The sequence below is a fragment of the Rahnella sp. BCC 1045 genome (assembly GCF_019049615.1).
Lineage (GTDB): Bacteria > Pseudomonadota > Gammaproteobacteria > Enterobacterales > Enterobacteriaceae > Rahnella > Rahnella contaminans.
This window is the reverse complement of the sequence record NZ_JAFMOZ010000144.1, coordinates 178,167-197,011: the sequence shown is the minus strand read 5'-3', so window position 1 is coordinate 197,011 and position 18,845 is coordinate 178,167. Positions and strand designations below refer to the sequence as shown.

32 protein-coding genes and 1 tRNA gene are annotated in these 18,845 nt (G+C 50.1%); all 33 read right to left on the bottom strand.

Annotation, left to right across the window (positions count from 1 at the left end):
* Window positions 1–66: 66 nt before the first annotated feature.
* The 33 genes from J1782_RS25235 to J1782_RS25075 all read right to left on the bottom strand — a co-directional run bounded on the left by J1782_RS25235 (window position 67) and on the right by J1782_RS25075 (window position 18,845).
* A complete protein-coding gene (locus J1782_RS25235; RefSeq protein ID WP_217154177.1) occupies window positions 67–390 on the bottom strand; it encodes a hypothetical protein in 324 nt (107 codons plus the stop codon).
* Between the two features lie 62 nt (window positions 391–452).
* The gene (locus J1782_RS25230) at window positions 453–941 is read right to left on the bottom strand and encodes a hypothetical protein (RefSeq protein ID WP_217154176.1); all 489 of its coding nucleotides are present in this window, start codon (window positions 939–941) and stop codon (window positions 453–455) included.
* Window positions 942–1,116: 175 nt separating this feature from the next.
* Window positions 1,117–1,497 carry a hypothetical protein gene (locus tag J1782_RS25225; protein WP_217154175.1) on the bottom strand — a complete coding sequence of 127 codons (381 nt, stop codon included), beginning with the start codon at window positions 1,495–1,497 and terminating at the stop codon, window positions 1,117–1,119.
* A 12-nt stretch (window positions 1,498–1,509) separates the two neighbouring features.
* On the bottom strand, window positions 1,510–1,920 hold the full coding sequence (locus J1782_RS25220) for a hypothetical protein (RefSeq protein ID WP_254303169.1): 411 nt from the start codon (window positions 1,918–1,920) through the stop codon (window positions 1,510–1,512).
* 67 nt (window positions 1,921–1,987) lie between these two features.
* Complete coding sequence (locus J1782_RS25215) at window positions 1,988–3,532, bottom strand: phage tail protein (protein ID WP_217154173.1); 1,545 nt, start codon at window positions 3,530–3,532, stop codon at window positions 1,988–1,990.
* A gap of 61 nt (window positions 3,533–3,593) precedes the next feature.
* Window positions 3,594–3,791, bottom strand: coding sequence for a hypothetical protein (locus tag J1782_RS25210; protein ID WP_217154172.1), 198 nt, complete (start codon window positions 3,789–3,791; stop codon window positions 3,594–3,596).
* Window positions 3,792–3,794: 3 nt separating this feature from the next.
* The gene (locus tag J1782_RS25205; RefSeq protein WP_217154171.1) at window positions 3,795–4,616 is read right to left on the bottom strand and encodes a hypothetical protein; all 822 of its coding nucleotides are present in this window, start codon (window positions 4,614–4,616) and stop codon (window positions 3,795–3,797) included.
* 1 nt (window position 4,617) lies between these two features.
* Window positions 4,618–5,259, bottom strand: a complete 642-nt coding sequence (locus J1782_RS25200) for a hypothetical protein (protein ID WP_217154170.1) — start codon at window positions 5,257–5,259, stop codon at window positions 4,618–4,620.
* Window position 5,260: 1 nt separating this feature from the next.
* Window positions 5,261–5,587 carry a hypothetical protein gene (locus J1782_RS25195; RefSeq protein ID WP_254303168.1) on the bottom strand — a complete coding sequence of 109 codons (327 nt, stop codon included), beginning with the start codon at window positions 5,585–5,587 and terminating at the stop codon, window positions 5,261–5,263.
* Window positions 5,588–5,657: 70 nt separating this feature from the next.
* The gene (locus tag J1782_RS25190) at window positions 5,658–5,825 is read right to left on the bottom strand and encodes a hypothetical protein (RefSeq protein ID WP_217154168.1); all 168 of its coding nucleotides are present in this window, start codon (window positions 5,823–5,825) and stop codon (window positions 5,658–5,660) included.
* 47 nt (window positions 5,826–5,872) lie between these two features.
* On the bottom strand, window positions 5,873–7,039 hold the full coding sequence (locus tag J1782_RS25185) for a P22 phage major capsid protein family protein (protein WP_217154167.1): 1,167 nt from the start codon (window positions 7,037–7,039) through the stop codon (window positions 5,873–5,875).
* A 144-nt stretch (window positions 7,040–7,183) separates the two neighbouring features.
* Entirely contained in the window at window positions 7,184–7,948 is a 765-nt protein-coding gene (locus J1782_RS25180; RefSeq protein ID WP_217154166.1) for a DUF6651 domain-containing protein, read from the bottom strand.
* 117 nt (window positions 7,949–8,065) lie between these two features.
* The gene (locus J1782_RS25175) at window positions 8,066–9,460 is read right to left on the bottom strand and encodes a DUF4055 domain-containing protein (protein ID WP_254303167.1); all 1,395 of its coding nucleotides are present in this window, start codon (window positions 9,458–9,460) and stop codon (window positions 8,066–8,068) included.
* Between the two features lie 12 nt (window positions 9,461–9,472).
* Window positions 9,473–10,957: a terminase gene (locus tag J1782_RS25170; protein ID WP_217154165.1), complete on the bottom strand. Its 1,485-nt coding sequence runs from the start codon at window positions 10,955–10,957 to the stop codon at window positions 9,473–9,475.
* Window positions 10,957–11,475, bottom strand: coding sequence for a hypothetical protein (locus J1782_RS25165; RefSeq protein WP_217154164.1), 519 nt, complete (start codon window positions 11,473–11,475; stop codon window positions 10,957–10,959). Before J1782_RS25165 ends, J1782_RS25170 begins: the two co-directional genes overlap by 1 nt.
* Before the next feature lie 3 nt (window positions 11,476–11,478).
* Complete coding sequence (locus tag J1782_RS25160; RefSeq protein WP_217154163.1) at window positions 11,479–11,859, bottom strand: hypothetical protein; 381 nt, start codon at window positions 11,857–11,859, stop codon at window positions 11,479–11,481.
* Window positions 11,860–11,864: 5 nt separating this feature from the next.
* Entirely contained in the window at window positions 11,865–12,029 is a 165-nt protein-coding gene (locus tag J1782_RS25155) for a hypothetical protein (protein ID WP_217154162.1), read from the bottom strand.
* Between the two features lie 185 nt (window positions 12,030–12,214).
* Window positions 12,215–12,439: a hypothetical protein gene (locus J1782_RS25150; RefSeq protein WP_217154161.1), complete on the bottom strand. Its 225-nt coding sequence runs from the start codon at window positions 12,437–12,439 to the stop codon at window positions 12,215–12,217.
* Between the two features lie 196 nt (window positions 12,440–12,635).
* Window positions 12,636–12,872, bottom strand: a complete 237-nt coding sequence (locus J1782_RS25145; RefSeq protein WP_217154160.1) for a hypothetical protein — start codon at window positions 12,870–12,872, stop codon at window positions 12,636–12,638.
* Window positions 12,869–13,396 carry a KilA-N domain-containing protein gene (locus tag J1782_RS25140; RefSeq protein WP_217154159.1) on the bottom strand — a complete coding sequence of 176 codons (528 nt, stop codon included), beginning with the start codon at window positions 13,394–13,396 and terminating at the stop codon, window positions 12,869–12,871. Before J1782_RS25140 ends, J1782_RS25145 begins: the two co-directional genes overlap by 4 nt.
* A 185-nt stretch (window positions 13,397–13,581) precedes the next feature.
* A complete protein-coding gene (locus J1782_RS25135; protein ID WP_217154158.1) occupies window positions 13,582–13,896 on the bottom strand; it encodes a hypothetical protein in 315 nt (104 codons plus the stop codon).
* On the bottom strand, window positions 13,893–14,105 hold the full coding sequence (locus J1782_RS25130; protein ID WP_217154157.1) for a hypothetical protein: 213 nt from the start codon (window positions 14,103–14,105) through the stop codon (window positions 13,893–13,895). The genes J1782_RS25135 and J1782_RS25130 overlap by 4 nt, the downstream gene beginning before the upstream one ends.
* Window positions 14,106–14,216: 111 nt before the next feature.
* The gene (locus tag J1782_RS25125) at window positions 14,217–14,639 is read right to left on the bottom strand and encodes a hypothetical protein (RefSeq protein ID WP_217154156.1); all 423 of its coding nucleotides are present in this window, start codon (window positions 14,637–14,639) and stop codon (window positions 14,217–14,219) included.
* Window positions 14,640–14,642: 3 nt separating this feature from the next.
* The gene (locus J1782_RS25120; protein ID WP_217154155.1) at window positions 14,643–15,158 is read right to left on the bottom strand and encodes a lysozyme; all 516 of its coding nucleotides are present in this window, start codon (window positions 15,156–15,158) and stop codon (window positions 14,643–14,645) included.
* A 3-nt stretch (window positions 15,159–15,161) separates the two neighbouring features.
* Window positions 15,162–15,407 (bottom strand): phage holin, encoded by a 246-nt coding sequence (locus tag J1782_RS25115; protein ID WP_217154154.1) that lies wholly within the window; start codon window positions 15,405–15,407, stop codon window positions 15,162–15,164.
* Between the two features lie 184 nt (window positions 15,408–15,591).
* A complete protein-coding gene (locus J1782_RS25110) occupies window positions 15,592–15,735 on the bottom strand; it encodes a hypothetical protein (protein WP_217154153.1) in 144 nt (47 codons plus the stop codon).
* A 65-nt stretch (window positions 15,736–15,800) separates the two neighbouring features.
* Window positions 15,801–15,874: transfer RNA gene (locus J1782_RS25105), tRNA-Gly, on the bottom strand.
* Between the two features lie 420 nt (window positions 15,875–16,294).
* Window positions 16,295–16,909 (bottom strand): hypothetical protein, encoded by a 615-nt coding sequence (locus J1782_RS25100; RefSeq protein WP_217154152.1) that lies wholly within the window; start codon window positions 16,907–16,909, stop codon window positions 16,295–16,297.
* Complete coding sequence (locus J1782_RS26485; protein ID WP_256443934.1) at window positions 16,906–17,040, bottom strand: hypothetical protein; 135 nt, start codon at window positions 17,038–17,040, stop codon at window positions 16,906–16,908. The genes J1782_RS25100 and J1782_RS26485 overlap by 4 nt, the downstream gene beginning before the upstream one ends.
* Complete coding sequence (locus tag J1782_RS25095) at window positions 17,037–17,423, bottom strand: hypothetical protein (protein WP_217154151.1); 387 nt, start codon at window positions 17,421–17,423, stop codon at window positions 17,037–17,039. The genes J1782_RS26485 and J1782_RS25095 overlap by 4 nt, the downstream gene beginning before the upstream one ends.
* Complete coding sequence (locus J1782_RS25090) at window positions 17,420–18,022, bottom strand: recombination protein NinG (protein ID WP_217154150.1); 603 nt, start codon at window positions 18,020–18,022, stop codon at window positions 17,420–17,422. Before J1782_RS25090 ends, J1782_RS25095 begins: the two co-directional genes overlap by 4 nt.
* Window positions 18,000–18,227, bottom strand: a complete 228-nt coding sequence (locus J1782_RS25085) for a hypothetical protein (RefSeq protein ID WP_217154149.1) — start codon at window positions 18,225–18,227, stop codon at window positions 18,000–18,002. Before J1782_RS25085 ends, J1782_RS25090 begins: the two co-directional genes overlap by 23 nt.
* 270 nt (window positions 18,228–18,497) lie before the next feature.
* Window positions 18,498–18,845 carry a DUF5448 family protein gene (locus J1782_RS25075; protein WP_217154147.1) on the bottom strand — a complete coding sequence of 116 codons (348 nt, stop codon included), beginning with the start codon at window positions 18,843–18,845 and terminating at the stop codon, window positions 18,498–18,500.

Below are 18,845 nucleotides of genomic sequence, written 5' to 3'. Positions count from 1 at the left end.
TGCGTGCTCCGGAATTTTGGCATTAAAAAACCCCGCCGGAGCGAGGTTTAATTGAATTGTTTTTGCTTACTTGGCTCGTTTCAGGAAAGCCCTGTCAATTGAATATGACATGCCACCAGCAACGGATGTCACCGCGCAAACGCTGCACTTTTCATCTTGCCTTACTACTCGCAACTTAATGCCGGTAAGACTGAGTAATGGGTAAATCTCGCCGTCAGAGCCTTGCGCGTCGCCCGTATCACTCGGCGTCGCCACCACCTGCACTAATGAACCTGGCGGGCAGGTCTGCGCCGTGCATGTGCCATTTATTTTCGCATAGACTTCATCCATACCTGCTGCGGAGCCATCGAAGGCAAGCAGCAGCATGGCGGATAGGAATAGATATCTCATAAATCACCTCTGCTATTTATCTTCATAAACACTAGCACCGCCAGTATGCAAAGGTGCGCAATTTATACGAGGTCGTCATATCCAGCATCAGGATGAATTGGCGAGCCGCCTATTAGTCCGTTCACAGTGGCTTTCCCGATAATCTTTTTGATGAACTCACCGTTATGCACAACTGCCGGACCGAGTACCGGTCTAGGCGGCATTTTGGGAGTTCCGAACTCAAACCAAGGCGCTCGCTCATCCTTGGAGCCGATGACAGCTTCAAGCCCTTCAGTTTCATGCTCCCATGACTCTTTGAATTGTCCCGTTCTTTCTAATGGAGCATCTGATGGAAATCCCTTTCTCGCCTTATCAGCTTCGGTACTATCAGCTAACTGATCCCACTCATTGAATGGGCCTGCGGCTGGCTGATAGTGTCCAATCTCAGCTTTAGCTGAAGCCTCAATGCGTTTTGCGGCTTCTTCAAGCGCATTATGCAAATTAGCCTTTATCGCTATATCAACAGCAGCAAACTGAAGTGCAGCTCCAAGAAATCCATCTAATTCTTTCATTCTTGTTTCTCCCACTCCCATGAATGCCAGTTGAATTTAGCTCCTTCAAGCTCAGAAAATACGATAGACATCGCGTCCCTCTCATGTGGCATGAGGGTTTTGACATCAAAAACCACGCTAAAAGGAACCCCGTTTTTCATAATCCAACATCTACTACGAAAATCGGGGTTCTGGGCTAGTTTTTTATTGCTGCATGTCCATCTTTTGCAGCAATCGCTGTCTCTGCCAGTTCATTGAAATGAGAGAGCACAGCAGCCATGCCATCTTTACCAAGAATGGTGATCATGCCATCAATCTGAGCCTGATTAGACGGGCAGGCATACTCATCGCCATCAATGCTCTCAACTTTTGCTGCTGGGAAAGCAAACGTATACATGTAGACGTTATTGGTTGCGGCCTCCGACCCCACGGCGAGAACTAAGCGAGATTCTTGCAGAGGGTTTAGGTCACGAAACTTGATGACACGACCTTGTGCGTCGACTACCTGATTCGGTTTGTCCTCTACAGCGACTTTCACTTTTTCTTCTGGGTTCTGATGCACTTTTACATTAGCCATTTTATTCCCTTATCAGCCGACTTTCTTACGGCGGTTAGCAGTCCATGAAAGGACTTGGTCGACTTCTTTGTCACCGGACTTTTTACCGGCGTCAGTGAGGTGATATGAGACACCTTCATAGCGATATACGCTTACAGTGCCGTCAGATTCGGTGATGGTTTCAGTGATGGTGCCGCGCTGCTGGTCAATACCGTTGAAGTAGTTATCTTCCCATTGTGCCCAGAAGTCATCGAGCGTCCCATCCATGCGCTTAGCAGTGATGGTGCCGTTCCAACCAGTAGGGATTTGCAATTCATCGGTGATGCCGTTGAGCGGCGTGATTTTGTTGGTGGTTAACTGAGGTTTTGAGTCGAAGTCCATGATTTTAGGAATTCGAAGTTTTCCGGTAGGCGTGTTGATGTCGACGGCGACATCACGACCCATTGTGTAACCTAAGCTAGGCATTGGCGCACTCCAAAAAGAAAACCCGCCGAAGCGGGTCTAGGGGTTATTAGTTAGAAACTGTGACGGAGACGCTGCCGCCGCCTTCCAGGTTGATCAGGAAGTAGCGAACCACGTTGAGGTATTTGACCTGTACGTCGGCGATCATGTAGCCAAGCGCGACTTGTGAGTCTGGGTTGTTTGAAGCGTCGATTTTCACAGAGAACGCTGGACCACCATTCGGATCGCCAATCATGCCTTGCAGTTCAAGGTTCGACAGGAATGACTCGATGGTGCTTTTTGTCTCGCGGCGTAGGTCTACAGTCTGGTCTTGGCCTACAACATCGCCGAAGCTTGCTGCAAGTGTCAGTGCCAGATAGTTGGTCATGCGGGTATAGGTGTCATCGTTGGTCGTGCTCAGAGAGCTGGTATTTCGACCTGAACGCATGCCGTAGTAATTACCGCCCGGGCATGGGTTAGTGATGACGTCTAAACGCGCTGAGTTAATCGCGCCGATTTCAGCGATTGAATAAGGCTGGTTAGCCAGATTGCGCTGTGTGGAAACCACTGTGCCGATGGACTTATTCAGCGTTGAGATGTGCGGTGCGCGTGAGGCAATATTGGCAGCCTCGAAGGTTGCCGGCGCAATCATGCGATTGATGCCATTAACCGTGTCTACCCAGTAAGGCCAGTCACCGACAATGGCTTTGAATGCATAGCTGTCCACGCCTGCGGTATTGAGCAGTGTTGCCAGCGCAGAATATGTGGTGCCTGCCGCGCCCTGCCCGATAGCATAAGAGCCCTCAGCCAGCGCAAAGGTCGCCATGGTAGGCCATGACGTGGTGTCAGTCACATCGACAAGGTTGATGACCTGCGAGTTGGTGCCGCGCAGCGCATACATCCCTTTGCGTGTTGTACTTGTGCCATCTGTACCCAGCAAAATGGTATCGGTGATGGTTGTCGCACCGTCAGTGCCGCCGGTCATTGTGTAGGTAAGCGTGACGTTTGGCAGAGCAGTACTCGTGCCAATGGTTGCTACAGCCAACTGACTTGCACCACGAACACTTGTTTGACCGTTGTTCACAGCACTGACCAAATTCGCCCAAAGTGTTGCGCCGGTTCCTGCGATGTTATCGAACACCTCTGCGCTTTGACCAGGCAGATTAATCGTCAGTTTGAACGTGTTATTCGCGGTGCCAGCCGTAATCGCTGCCTGCATCGTATTACCACGTATGCCGGTGTAGATAGCAGTAAGCGTTGCACCAGTTACCGGCGTGGTTGCCACGTCCTTGAGCGGGATGCTTGCCGCTACATCAGTGCCGTCTGTCACGCGTACAGCGTTGATGTTTGTCGCTCCCAGCTGAAGCGAAATAGCGACCGCAGTGGAAAGGTCATATTTCCGCACTTGCTGAGCGCCGAGATATTGAGTCTGATCGTTAGCTGAGCCGATGAGATAAGCGCTGTTTACTGGCCCCCAACTGCCAATCCCTACAATACCGAGACCATCAGTGGCAACGCCGTTGATATAGCGGGTTTTCGGAGCCACCACCTGAACGTACAAATCAGGAGCCGTGAGCGCCGTCGTATTTAAACTGCCTGACTGATAAATCGGCATGTTTTTACTCCAATAAAAAACCCGCTCAAGGCGGGTTCTGATGTGAATTTAGGGAGAGGTTTTAAGCGGCGCGTTTAATCACGTATACAGCCTGCTCGCCTTCGATGATCTCTTTAATCTGTGATACGTCCGTAATCTCTTCACCGATTTGGTAATCAGCAAAGGCGTGGCGAACAACCAAGATAAAGCCAAGTCCTTTGTTCGATGAGCTGGTTACGGTTGAAGTGGCAGCGGGTGCCAAATCGTCAGAATCTGCCATGGTTTACTCCAGAATTGTTTTGATGGGGTTGTTTGATGTGTCTGTAATATGCATGACAGGTGCGACGACCTGAGCGGCATCGATTGTTTGGGTTGTTGCGTAATTAACGGTGTAGATAAAGTCGCGACGATAAACGAGATAGTTCTCGCTGGCATCGGACTGAAACGAACGGGTGTAAACCATATACGCCGGCGCTCCGTCAGAGAGTGAAATATTGCTCTCTTCTGATAGGGCTATATCGAGCGCTGAGGCTATCGTGTCACGCAGCGCTGGCGTAGGTGCCCAGATGGTTATCTGGAAGTCTTTAGCCTGTCTGCGTAGCTCTCTGGCCGCTGTACCGATGCCACCAGTACGAGCCACGATTGAAATCCCGCTTGGAATTGTCACGACAGCGCCGACACTCGTTGCTCCGACTATCTGAATTGCCATTGCCGTTGCGATAGTCGTCAGCGTGTCATTGCTCTGTACTGAGTAGTGATAGCCGACTTTATCAATCAGGAAATAGACGTTAGTTGGCGTTGATACCGCACCGCTGAAGGTAACCGTCTGGCCTGAAACGGTAGCGATTAGCGTTGGCGTTCCTGTTGTGATAACACGGTAAGGCCTGCCAAGCGTTGAGCTGATTTTTTTCTCAGTTGGCAGCGGGTAAATGGTGATGTGTACGCCGCCATTGTTGATGTCAGCCTGAAGTTTGTTTGGTACAGGCCAGCCCGGATAGACTTTCACGATAGCCCCGGTAATGCTGGGTGAGCCGGTTCCGTTCGGGTAGGCCACTGCCGCAGCTTTCGCAGCAAGCAGGTTCATTACGTCTGATTGGTCAGCCATATCACACCAAGCCCTGCATGGCAGTTACACGCCACCCCATATCAGTGAGTTCAGCGCTGGAAACTATGTATCTGCGCCCAATGTCATCGGTGATGACGTCACTCGTTCGCAGGATGATGTCACCGTAGGACGGGAACAGCAGGAGATACCACGGCGTTTTCGCGTCTGCCGGCAGGTTGACAGGTGATTTCTCACCCTTCGTACCATTCAGAATGCTTGCAGGCCATCCAGTCATCAACGCGACTTCGTTTTCCGCTGTTGTTCCGCCGTAACCAATCACGCCGCCCGCATCTTCCTGACTTGTTCTCAGCACCGAAATAGTCCGGTTAGCCTGAACGCAGTAAATCGGCAGCGTGGTTTGCATTGCGGCCACAAAGAAAACGCCATCCTCAGGTGAGGAAAGGAAATCACCGACAACAAATTGACGTCCGTCGAATACACCAAGCCATGTAGCCTGTCCGTATTTGTTCGGCGCGCTGTAGTTGAAATTGGTGGTGAATGAAGCGTTGAGAGATTGCAGAGGCGTAGTTTGCAGTGGATTGAATGCGCTGGCAGCCCTGAACTGCTGAGCCACGTAGCCAATCCTCTGCGCTGCTTTACCATAGCCGATATAGACTTTGTTTCTCAGCTTTGCAGCGTCCATATCAGCCCCTTACAAGTCGCGTTCCGCCCTGCCCGAGAGATGGCCCTGGAGCGGCACCCAGAAACTCACACATCTGCCGCCGCCACAGGTTGTAAAGCTTCATGCGGTCATTCACTTCGTTTTTATTGTGGTACCAAACAGCGGCCTGATCAGTATCAAGGTTGTCGCTTGAGTCTGTAACAGCCGTCTCAAGCGCGCTAATTTTGGAGAGATAGTTATCCATAACGCTTTCTTCACTGGCACTGAGCGTTGTTAAGCGCTGATACAGCGACATAGTCACCATGCCGAACTTCACGTAAACCAAGTCTTGATTGACCGTAATAGGCATTGTGGTTCCGCTAAGCTGATAACCCATGTACCGGCGAACGTCAGTCATTTGAGCGTCTGTTAAGGCCATCTCATTCACCCTCAGTTGATGCTTCCGAGCCTTTGGCTTTGGTCTTTTTCTTCCCTGCCTCTTCGAAAAGCGCGTGCTCTTCGGTCAAGTCAGATTTGTTGATCACCACATACCCCAGAGGATTTTCATCCGTAGTGTCTGCGGCAACCTTTACAGTTTCGATAATCATTCTTAATCCTTAGGTAAGGGGGCAAAGTTCGCCCCCTGTATCTTTGATTAACCCAGCAGCATTGCGATGTGATTTGACTTGATGGCCTGGCAACCCCATGCAAGGCGCACGTGGTAAACCAACTGCATGTACTGACGGTACACTGCGATGTCAAACACGATGCCTGACACTGGGTCAGTAACCTGAATGACGTCTTCAGCCATGTCCATCGCGCGACCATCTGGCCCGATAGGCATTTGCGGTGAGCGGGTGATCAGCTGAATAGCGCTTGAGCTGAATGACAGGTTAGGCGTAGCTGTAGCGCCCAAAGTCACTGCGGTAGCAGCAGCAGGGATGACCTGCAATAAACCAGGAGCCGCCAAAGTGATGACGCCCGGTGCAGCAACACCACCAGCAACGACGTATTTGTTTGCGTCACCAGCGAAGGTCACGGTGCCACCTGCCAGAACGGTACCGGTACCGGTGATCAGGGTTATTGCAGTCGCACCTACAGCGTAACCAGCGGTATCAGTGGTGTAACTTGCACCGGTACCTTTTGCTACTGCCTGAACGGCGTTAGAGTTGCGGATCATCTGACCTTCCAGAGAACCAATCACGCCACGGCGCAACAGGTCTTCAGTGCCGGATTCGTTAACTTTGAACAGGACGTTTTGTTTACCACGCAGGTTTGCAATCGCGCTTGAACCCAGAACGAGGTTAAGGTCAGACTGCGGAGCACCGTTGTCGTCAAGAATCTTACGAACCTGAGCAATATCAGACAGATCGCCAGCGACACCGAATGGTGCAGTTGCAGCGGTGCCGTAAGCACGTGATGCGCCCTGATATGCGGTGTTGAACAAATCGACTTCAATCTGGTTGGACAGCGTACGGAATGCCTGTGAGAACTGGTTCATCAGCAGGCCGCCGTATGTACCAGCATTATTCATACCGCGCTGTTCTTCACCATTCCAGCGAATCGGATAGTGCTTCGATTTGCTGATGGTCATGGTGACGTTGCCGATGGTCTGATCGCCGGTGTTTGGCGCAGTTACGCCAGGGGTGTTATCCGCCAGCGCCGCTTGTGGTGCGATTGGGATCATGATTGTTTCATTCAACGCAGCGCGTGCAGCACTTGAGTTGCGTGATACAGCCGGGATGAAGCCGATTTGCTCGCGAGAAACAACATCCAGCGCTTCGTAAATAGTCGGGATGAGACCCGTCAATGTGTTTGCCATGAGGCATATCTCCAGATTTGTTTAAATGAGTGAATTTTTCTTTGCGTCGAGCCATCCAGCCCATTCGCGAGCCCCATCCGGGGATAATTCCAATAAAAAAAGCCAAGTTTTTAGGCTTGGCTTTGGCACTAGTTACGGCTGGTGTTAATCAACGATGGTGACTTCGCCTTTTTGGGCTGACTTCGCCATCGCTAGTTGATCTGTTTGTGACATGCTATCGAACTGAGATCGGGTCACTGTGCGCTTACCGCCCTGCGAACCACCACCCTGAGCTCCGCTACCGGATGAGCCACTACCTTTAAGGATGTGGTCTTTGTGGGGATAGGCATCCACGAGGATTTCCAGCGCTTCATCAAACCCTGCCAATTCGCCAGGTGATGAGCGGCTATAGATTTTGTTACCAGAACTGTCTTTAGCGACAATCTTCCCTTCTTCCAGAGAGAATGCGCTACCGAACTTGGCCTGTACCAAGTCAGCCGGAATTGCAAAACGCTCGCCGATGAGTTTTGAGCGGGTAAATGCGCCGCCGACTTTCTCGCCGTGCAACTCTGCTTCCAGACGCTCAGATTTCTCAACGTATGGCTGATATTTCTGCTCTAAAGCTTTCGCGACTTCGGTTTTAACCTTTTCGATTTCACCGGCATCAACCAATTTTTTAGAGTCGAGGTTCTCAATAACCTTCAACGCCTTTCGGGCAGCATCAGGGTCTGCAATCCCATCGAAGGATTTCAGCGTGTTCTCTGCTGTCTCCGCGCGTTCACGGTGAGACTTTGCTTCAGCATTGAGTCTCCCGATGGTGGATACAGTACCCACTGCATCGAAAGCCACTTCTTTGCCATCGTCATGCACGTATACAGGCTTGCCATCTTGAACAACTACATGGCCTTGTTCGTCGAGTTTCAGTTTCATACTGGTCATCCAACCTTATTTCGTGAGCCATCCGACTCGGTGCGCTGGTCTGCATCCGCAGGTTTCAGCAATAAAAAAGCCCACGCGTTATGCATGGGCTGGTATGGGGTGAATTACTTACGCGCTGAGCTGAGTAGTTCCCGGCTTAGGCGGTTGTAATTTGATTTTTTCCTGCTCATCTTTCCATTCCACGTCAGGACTAATCATCCCTCGGCGTTTCACTTCGGAGAATAGAGTTTCATTCGACAGCGTACCTGCGACGTTCATCTCCATGAGGATATCCATAGAGGCTTCTGCAAGCGATGCTGCGCCGAAGTCTCGGAAGATAGATATGCTTCCGCCTTTGGCCTCTTTAATCCAGTCAGCGAGCAACTGAATTGCCTGATTAGCGGCATCTTGTAGGTCGCCAACGATGCGCTGCAATGCACAGGTTCCAGACTCATCTTCAGCCATTGTCTGGGCTACGGTGATTCGCCCTGGCTTAACCACGAGGAGTTCTGCGCCGATTTGCCGCATCTTATCTTCAAGGTCGAGTATGTAGAGGCGGCCTGACTCAATTGCCTTGCCTGAGTGCTCAACATACTTAAGGTCGGCATTATCTTTGTCAGAAATTACCGCGCTTGCAGCCCCTACCGTGATGTCCTGCTCGCTATCCATCCCCTTGCCGAAAAGGATTGGTACACGGGCAACATGCAGAATGGTCTGCTGGTCGCTTTTCGTTTGCCAGTGCTCTACGTTCAGGTAAGCGAGCTCTGCCATCGGTGGGCGTGAGCGCATGAAGCCAATCTTCTCGCCGTAAATCGGCACGAAAGGTATTTTCTGAAGGCTGGTAGTGCCTTCTTCATGCAGTAGCCACTTTTTCTCGTGCGTAACCGGGTCTTCTTTCTTGCGGTATGTCCGCCACCGGCCAATATCCAGCACCCTCACCTGCTCAATGATTTCTTCTTTGAACTCATCTTCTGGCGACGTCTCGGCCACCATTTCCACGAAACGCAGCTTGGTGATCGTCTCATAGCCATTAATGCGCTGTGACTGGAAATCAAGCAGGCACTCGGCGTCAATCTTCACAAAGTAAGGCCGGAGTCCAAGAGCCTTTTCTTCTGCGATAGTTTTGACGCCTTCTGAATGTGGATAGTCAACCAGAATGCCTGCAATACCGTACCCGAGAGCCGCCTCGCAAACGTTAGCCAGGAAGCTATGCAGATTGGTGCCTTGCAAATCGATGTCGTCGAACATTGCTTGAATGCTTTTAGGGACGTCATCGCCGGTTGTAATTGGACGGGAAAATGGCTTCCCGCTCAACACTTCAACCGTGCGAGGAAACGCAGGGAATAACGTAGCCGTGTCTTTCCTGTTTTTGTAAAAGCCCTCATCCTCATTCGGCCATTGAGGCAAATATGTCTTTCCTGCCTGCCGCATTGCTGGTGTGCCGCCGAGCAAGGCAGTAATCATCGGCCAGCACGTGGCGATGGCCTCGATTTTTGCTGACCTTTTACGAACGTCATCAGTCATTTTATTGTCCAATTAAGCAGAGAATGGGCGAACCGTAGTTTTGATTGGTTTCTTGTTGTTTTTGGCTGCTGCAAAGTAACGGAATGCATCAGCGCCGTGAGATGTGAAGTCATGGAGAGGCTTATCTTTCCAGCACCCGCGCTTGTCGTCCCACTCTTTCCGATAGCCTTCGAGGTGCGATACGCCTACTTCGCATTTAGCAGCATCGAAGATGCAGCGAGGTAAGATTTCACGCACAGACTCTATGCCGGTATCAACGCCGACTTTCGGAACGACAGTGAAGGTCATTGAGTGCATCTGACCGTCAATCTCGTAGCCTTCTTTAGCGAGTTGCTTACGCGACTTAGCGTCAGAACCAAACTCACGATTTTCTATATCGTGTGGCCCCCAGTGCTGTGCATAGTTGTAGCCGCGGTCTTTAAGCACTTTCATGTAGTGCCTCAAACCTTCACCGGAGTTTTCGTAGTAGTCGATGATGTGGAACTCTTCTCCAACCTCACGTACAAACCAGATGGCCGTAGAGTCACCAACACCGATATCCCAGAACGTGTGAACGGGAAGGTGTGAGTTATCAGGCAAGGTGCCGATGCGCTTGTTGGTGTAGAGGAAGCGGAATTGTTGGGCGTAGTAAGCGCCTTCGACAGACTGCTGAAATGCCTCAGCAGGGATAGTTGGATATTCCCGCTTCATGTCATCGCCGAGCGTTTTCTCTTTGGCGTAGTACCAGGCTTTCTGGCGTTCATTGAGAACTACGCCATGCTTGGCAAGCATTTCATCGAAATAATCAGTGAGGCGGTCAGGGAGCGCTTCAACAGGGTCAATTGCATACAGCGGATTCTTCCACCAAGAGAAGAAGAAGAACTTCCAATCCAGTGGAGATAACGGCTTGCCTTGCAACTGAGCGTTCTCAGCCGTCTGGCAGTAATCGAAGAAGTAACCAGCGCGACCTTCAGCAGTGCTTTCGATAGTGGCAAAGCATCCGGTTGATACCGCTTCAAACGCGCCTGTGACAATCTCACGAGCTTTGTCTGGATACTTGGCGCATATCTTGCCGAACTCTGAAACGTGCAGGTAGCGCAGCGTGCCGCCACGAAATGACGTGCTGACGTAGAGTGAGCCGCCCTTCTTGAATACCAACTCCCCGGCAGAGTCATTGCTCGCAGGGTTAGCTGCTTTAATCTCATCGGGTAATTTGTCGTAGGCGTATTTCACCTTTTCACGGAACAGTCGCTTAGCGTCGTTCAACGTGTGGGCAATCAGGGCGCACTTTGCAGACTCGAACAAAGCAGCATCCAACTGAATGATACAAACCTCAGTCGTGAAGCCGAGTTGGCGAGCCTTAAGAATGATGTTGCGTGTGTGGATGCCTTCGAAGTACTCGCGCTGCTCAGGTGTCATCCTGAAGCGTACAGGCTTGCCTTCTTTGTCCGTAATCCAATAGAGATTATTCAGTCGCCAGTCTTTGTCTGCCAGCAACTTGAGGTGCTCAGGTTTCATTACGCCCCCTGAGACAATGAATCCATCAGGTCAGAGATGTTATTGACCGTTTTGTTTCCCTCGTCAGTATCGAGGTTATAGGCTTTGCGCTCAGCGGCGATCACTTTGATTTGAGCGTCAACGCCGGCAGCAATTGTGCGAGCCATTGAAGCGTGATTCTCAGCCGTGATTACTGTGTCTTCCACAAACTCTCTGAGCTTATTCGTAATCTCTCGCCAGCCTTTAAGCCCCTCTCGGTGGCTTAGCACTAATTCGGCGGTTGCATCAGATGCTTCATCAATGATTTCTTCATCAGTTCGCACCTTTGACTGCGAACCGTCATTGCGAACCTCTGTGCGAACAAGCTTTAACTTGGTGGCCGTCTTTACCTTCTCGGTAAGGTCGCGCTGCCAGTTGTGAAGTGTCGCTTTCTTACGGATGGCGGTATCACTCACACCATGTTTTTCTGCAATTGCCCGGATAGACAAGGAACCAGCTCGGTACGCCGATTCGATGGCCTCCCAATCTGGTTTGGTCATTCGTTATTCCTTCGGCTGCTGCTGAGCCTCTATGTGGTTCATCATGAAGTTGTTCACCTGACGAGATAACCAGCCTGCCAGATAGGCGAGAGGCTCTTGGTTATCTACTGATACTTTGATGCCAACGAGTTCAAGTATTCTCCATGCTGCGTGTACGCATTCATGGGTCAGGCATTCTGCGTTGTAACTATCAGGGCTTGAGAAGCAGATAGCCACCATGTCTATTTGATATTTTGGGCAAGTAACCACTGATACTTGCGCGGTATAGTTTCGATATAGAAACCCTTTCCCGAACTTCTTATCAGCTGCGTCTGCGGAAGAGCAAATGACGACTTGCACGCCATACAGTGGCACTGTTATTTCTTTCGTTGCTTTCAGTGCCATGGGTTTCACCTTGCGATGATGTTGAATCCGTTTTCCACGATAAAGCGAGTAACTCCATCGATATGTTTTTCACGCAGCAGTCTTGAATAGGCGGCAGCTTTACAGCAAAGAAGGTATGGCTTTACCCACCATTTCGCTTTCAACCCAATATGCGCATATACCTTTGCCATGGTTAACCTCGGTGTGTATTCACAATTCTTCTGCCACAGCTTGCTCGGGCTGCTATGACCGGTAACTTCGGGGCATTCTCCGCTATCCAATAATCCATGCGCTCTGCAGTGAGGAGATGCGTCATAGCTAACATGGATGGAGGCGAGACAGAGCGGCTCGCGAATGGGAAACTCGTGAGTCTGCTTTAGTGAATGGGCTCACTGAGATAAACAGGAACTTCGATGTGGTCAATCATCTCGCCATCATTGTCGAGCGGCGGTGAGATTATCCCGAAGAGCTGCACCTCGCCTTCTATCAGCCAGGCACTCTCTACGGTGATGACGCCTTCCACATTGGGGATGTAGCGGCGCTGGCCTATCATGGGGTGATTCTCAATAATGCGTCCCATGTCTTCTTCAAATAGTTCCATGGTTCACCCCGATGATAATTGAATGAGGTTTCGCAGCATTCATCACGGCTCACGCAGTTAATGTGCCACTTACGGCTTACCCGTCAGCCAGATGAGATCACCTCCTGCGTAGGCAACACACCTAATCCCTTGTCGGGGGGAATACGTCATTATCAAGCGCCTTGGTTGGAAGACGCTTTGTAATGACCATCTGTTATTAGAACTTGATGTCAATGTGATGCCGTTGCCCGCGGTCATGAATAACAATGTCGTAGCTGATTGCTGGCAATATTCTGGCTGTTATTTCTTTGCGCATTGTATTTAGCATATTCTCACCCCACGTATCTCCGATATGGCTGGAAAGAACGTCTTCGATGACTTCCTGAATCTCCTGCTCATTTGGGTAATGAGTATTTACTGATACGTCGATATTTAATTTCGTTGCTTCTGTCATGCTGCTTTCCCCTGCATTATGGCGACCATGTCCGGGTCGATCTGCTCTATGATGTTTTCGCGGGTTGAGATTAAGAGCTTCTTGCGTCCACCAACTCCCCAGTGGTTCATTTTGCGAGCACAATCACTGACCGCTTCGGTTTCATGAGCAATGAGGAGATCTAACCGGTTCAACCTGTTCATGTTACTGATACCGTTTAACACTGCTTCGCGAAATGTCTCGTAAACCCTGATTTCGAATTGAGGGCTTAGCCATGCCGCATATCTAATGGCTATCAGTTCCAACCCCCAAACGCCCTGCTGCAACCCGCCTTTGATGATTTCTACCGAAGCGCATTTTTGTGCTTCGGTCAAAGCTTGGGCGAATCGTTTAATTTGAGAGCTACGCATAAAGAGGCTAGGTCGTTGTGAGTCGGTAGCTTCTCCTTTGAGAACCGCAGCAGCATGGAGATCATTCAAGCTGTATCGCCCTTGAGCATCGACTCGGACAGATACGCCGTTAACAATTACTGTCGGATATTTCATAGCGAATTACCTTTTAGAAAGTGAGCCTGTCTCACAGAAAAGCCGCCCGAGAGAGGTCGCCACCTATAACGGCTGTTCTCAGGCTCGCTTACTGAAAGGCTCTCGTGGAATTGCGCGTGAGATGCGCGTTTGGTGCCAGACATAAAAAAGGCCGCCCGTAGGCAGCCTCTTCATGATCTGGGTTGTTACAGGTATTTCTTAGCCAGTTCTTTCAGCTCGTCTTTTGCAGCTTCACCCAACTGAGCGATGCCGCTTTCTACGAAGCTAAATGCTGCTTCGAAATCAGCAACGCCTGCTTTCACTTCGTCGGCAACTGCCGGGGTGACCGTTACGCTGACTACTGCGGCGGGGGCTGCTTCAACTACAGGGGCGACTACAGGCGCTGCTACTTCATCTACTAATGGTTCGGACATGGTTTCTACCTCTGGGGGCTGGATTACTTTGTTAGGGACTGGTGTGTAAAAGAATGCGAATAGCCACGCGAGAATTTTGCTAATCATGGCTGATCCTCTGAGACTTCAAATAAACCTCGCTCTTCGACTTCCTTTGTGGCCGCAGCCGCAATAGACGAACAAAGACGCACATGGCTTTCTGTATTATTAAAGCCACCGCCGGAACTACTAACTCCACAAGACATCATGCCGCGGTTGATTGGGTTGCCAGCAAGTGCCGCAAGATAAGCCTGAAGGAAAAACTCTTTCTTAGTCATTTCTGTCTGGCCTCTTCGATTTGCTTGATGCCTGATATCTGTGTGTTGCAGTTCTGTATTTCAGTGAGCAGGAGCTCGTTCCACATGACTGAAGCGCCATAGGTTAACGGGTCACTTGGTGGTGGAGATGGCAGACACAACTGGAGAAGGCTGGCTGGTATCGGCGTTACCGGCACCTGAACGTATTGTGTTGTAGTGCGAGAGCAGCTGGTCATTAGCGGCAGCAGGAACAACAACCACAGCACACGGCTCTGTTTGCAGAATCGTTTTAATGATGACCTGACGCGCCTGACTTGAAGCAACATTGGTTTTCTGTTCATCCAGAGTTGCTCCAGCAATAGTGTTGAAGATGTTCACCGAAAGAGCCTGAGTTTTTGTGATGAACTCGGCCTGTTCTTTCGCTTGGGTTGCTACTGATATTTCTGACTGCTGGGTGATGGTCTTTCCGTAATAGTGAAAGGCTGCCCAGAGCAGAACGCCGATGATTAGCGCGAAGAGGATGGTGATGACGATCCGGAAATAATTAATGACCATCACTCACCCCTTCAGGCACATGGCCTTTTCTTTTTCACGTCGGATAACTAAGCCGGGCAATTTCTTGCCGTCGCCATAAACCCAGCGGGGAAACTCATTGCACGCATCATTCATCTTTCCCTGCCTGAACAACCAGAACATCGTGGACTTTTGCATCGTGCCGCAGCCGACGTTGAAGGTCACTGATACCGTGGCGTCAAACTGGCCTTGGTTCAACTTCTTGCCGTTTGCGTATTTGTTTACGCAGGCTTCTGCTTGCAGGATATTCCTCTGCCAGTCAGCAGCTATTTGAGCGTCACTCTTTCTTACGCCGGGCTTTACACCGTGCGTATTTCCAATGCCGTCTGTAAGTACACCAGCTGGGCAAACGTATGGGTCACGCTGACAGCTCTCTGCGTCACCTATAAGTTCGAGTCCTGGCTCGCTCGTTCTTACAGCACCGTTAGAGACGACAATAGCGATAATGGTCATCACGGCACACGTGCCTCCAACTATGCCTTTTCTAACCGATGCAGCCATGAGTTAATCCTCTTGCGGTGGTGGCGTGATGTAGCCGCGATTTAACGCCGCTTCATACGCTTTGGTTTGGCGACGCTTGAAGTAGATATTGGTTAGGTAGGTTGCAACACCCACCATGAGACCGCCTATCACAGCAACGGTATTCCAGTCGATTGCGCTCAACCATTGGGACACGCTGCCTCCACATACAAGTGTGCCTGACACGCAATAGCTTGCTGTTGATGCGATTTTGTCCGGCATGATTTTCATTTCCACCCCCATTTTGGGGACTTGTTCAAAATTGAGAATTTTCACGTTGTGGCTTGAACAAATCCGATATAAGTTCATCGTGTCTGATCAGACGGATGGGTCTTCGGTTTGTTCGTGATTTCAAGCACGAGCTGATGGCGGGGAGATGTTCAAGCATCTTCCCGTCGCCCATTTTCACGACGCTTCATTTCTGACTAAACACATAGAGGTTTACCGCCGCACCGTTGTCACTGAGCAGATAAGGGTATTTTTGCGGGTGATGACTGGTTTTGGCGTGACGGTAAATTCGGGGAATGGGTGCCATGCCTTCGAAGGGGTCAACTTCCATGGCATGGTCTTTTGCTGGTGACGTTTATCCAGCGCCCTAAGGCCGACTCCTGAGGTAGCAGGTTCTGGAGCATCTAGCCAGTATCGAACTGGCGACCACTGCTTGGAAGGCAGGTGTGATACCTCTTCACCATAGATGCGAATTCTTAAAAGCAAAAAGCCCCGCAATCTGCGAGGCTTGAAAATTGTTATGTGTGGAGGTGCTTAACACATAGAGGGTCTTGGTTGACATATAAGAGCGGCATATTTCTATGCATCGGAAAGAGCACAAACCCCATTGACTGGCCGGAACTATCCCAGATTACCAAGTCGATACTCTTACCTGATACGCAGAAACGAAAAAGCCCTCACATCTCTGTAAGGGCTTGTTATCCTGACCTCTCAGCCAGTTCGATTGGAGTTCCAGCCTTCCGGCGAAGTGACCAATTCGGCAGTTTCAATAAGTCAGGCGCTGCCGCGTATTCCCTGACTCATCGCTCTTTCGCAATTGCTCCCGAGCTTACATAAAAATATACAGTCTCATTTCTCGATTTGCAATCAAAATGAAAATATATTTCTACTTATGCTGCACTCTGGGTAATTTCTTCCTCCATACTACGCTTAATACCGTAAAACATTTCCTCTTCGAGTATTTCTTCGCACCAAATCACCCTTTTACGTGCCGCTTGAACATCACAGCCGGTGTGGTAATTAATATCCCTCGCGATGTCTTGCGGGCATTTGCGGTCACAGTACCGTTTAATAGCCACTGAGCGCATCGGACTATCTCGTTTAATGACTTTGTGCATCACTGATTCAACAAAAGCGGCATCATCTGATTCTTTGGCGAGAGCGATGATGCTGCTTACTGATGTTCCAGGCATTACGACTTCACGTGACTTCTTGAATAGTTCATCACCGCGATAACCCTGCTCATGCAAGCTTTCCACAACCTGAACGATTCGTTCTGATTGGGTCTGTGACCATTCGGTGCGGATCATCAATCTTCCGATGACATTCACACATCCTGCAGGGGCATCGTCTCCGCCTAAATTTCGACCCCAAACGCACAGCAAATAACGAGTCCAGACGCGCTGTGATGGAGTGATAGTTTTACGGCCATTGCACCATACCCTGCGAAGATCTGATTGCTTCACGACCCACGGGAGAGCGTAAATAGCATCTTGCTTTCTCATACCTTCACCTTATTGGCATCTGTTCGGTTGATGATTTCGCGGCGCTGCTCACGAATACGATTTAGCTTTTGCTCTATCAGCTTTTCTTCTTCAGCTAGCCGGGCAAGTTCGAATCTTTCGTATTGAGTCATGAGTTCACCTTTTGGAGTTGCCAGCTTGGAAGATCGCCCTTCACTCCCGACTTCCGAATTCGAGCCTTGGCGTTACGCTCAATCAGAATCAGCTTGTCGATATTTATCCGGCGCTGCTTCTCCTCACGCCTTAGTTCACTAATGTCATTAGCAAGGTGAGTTTCTTTTTTGGCGATCTGCATCAGCAGGTCAAAGTGATCGATAACTGCCCCACATTTTTTGCATTTAACCTGCCGCTCCTGTTCGTTGATGGTGTAACCCGGATGCAGGCAAAAATGACCTTCACTCTCCAGCAGGAAGTTAATTTTTGTCTTGGGGTTTGAGTCGTCTGCCAGCGGGAACGCCACTACGTTTCCAAGTTCAGTTTCTGTTTCGGTAGTCATGCTGCATCTCCGAGTTGTCTGAGGTCTTTTAGTTTCTGCTGATACTCAGCCTTGATGGCCTTACACTCTTCAATCGTCCAGCGGTGCCTGTCGTGGTTTCCTTCGATGCTTTCCACTTCAGCCAGACCAATGCGCCTGATGAGTTCTGCCCGGTACGGAACCAGATTCCCGCTTTTGTGCTGGTTGCATACGCTGCATTGCTTCCAGATTTGGCGAGGATCGAACCTTAGCTGTGGGGCTGCGGCCGTAGTTCGGTAATGGCCGGCATCCCATTGAGCAGCGCTCAACGTTCCACATGAAACGCAGGGAAGGTGCTTGTCTCTTTCACGGATGTAGGCGTTTACGGCTTGCTGGGCTTGCTTGATGAAGTAACTGCGGGGCTGTACTGCGAGCTTTCGAATCTTGAGGCTTCGTCGTTCCTGCTGGGTGGTTTCCTTTCGCTGTCGCTCCTGTTGCTGTATGCGCTTCTGTCGGGCTTCGTTGGCTAACTTGGTGATTAGCTCTTCCTTGTGTTCTTCGTTGCACCACCAGTCATACAGGGTTGCTGGCTTGAACTTATCTCCGCAGACTTTGCATTTACGGCTTTTCGGTGGTTTCATCCCATCCTCCTATGCCAAGAATTCGTTTCATGTCGCGCCGGATGAAATCACTGTGCAATGAGCCGCAGAAATTGTTCTGAACCATCGCCAGATAGAAAGCTTTCATAGCCGCTACTTTCCGATGATTGAAAAAGTAGTCTTGCTCCAATGCTGTTGCTACGACCGCCCATCGACCGATGATTAGCCATGCGATTACTCTACTCATCACTCTCACTCCTCAGATGTTCAGAAACCTCGACGCCGCCCATTTCGAAGAAGCTCGCGCAATCGTTGCAGCAGTGCGTCTCGTCCCCTGCCAAGGCCATGCCACAGGCGGCGCACGGTGTAGAAACAGGTTCTTTTCCATCTGTCATATCCGGTTATCTCGTCAGTAATTAGCATGTAATCTATTTCGCACTCTTCACATGAATGCCCGTAGTAGTCTTGTTCCTCTTGGTTGAGGGGTGCGTGGCAGCGGCAGCAGCGTGGTTGGTTTTTATTCTGGGTAGCAAATATCATCGAAATATTTCTCCGCAATACGTATGTCCATATCAGCTTGTGTCATCTCTTTTACGCATAGCTTCACGCCAACTATCCCCGTGCACTTATTCACATAAGCAAGGTTGTCAGGTGACTCTGATATGTACTGCTGAAGATCTTCCGTCCGCTGCTTGAGAGCCCTGATAGCGCAATTGATATCTCGGAAATATTCCAAATCGGAAATGCAAGAAAGCACGTAATAATAGGGAATCATCGGCCCTTTCTCTCGTCGCTTGAACTCCCGCTCAACGTTGTTTTTCAGGTCAGTTAGCTCGTTGCTATTTAGCTTTTCCAGATTGGACAT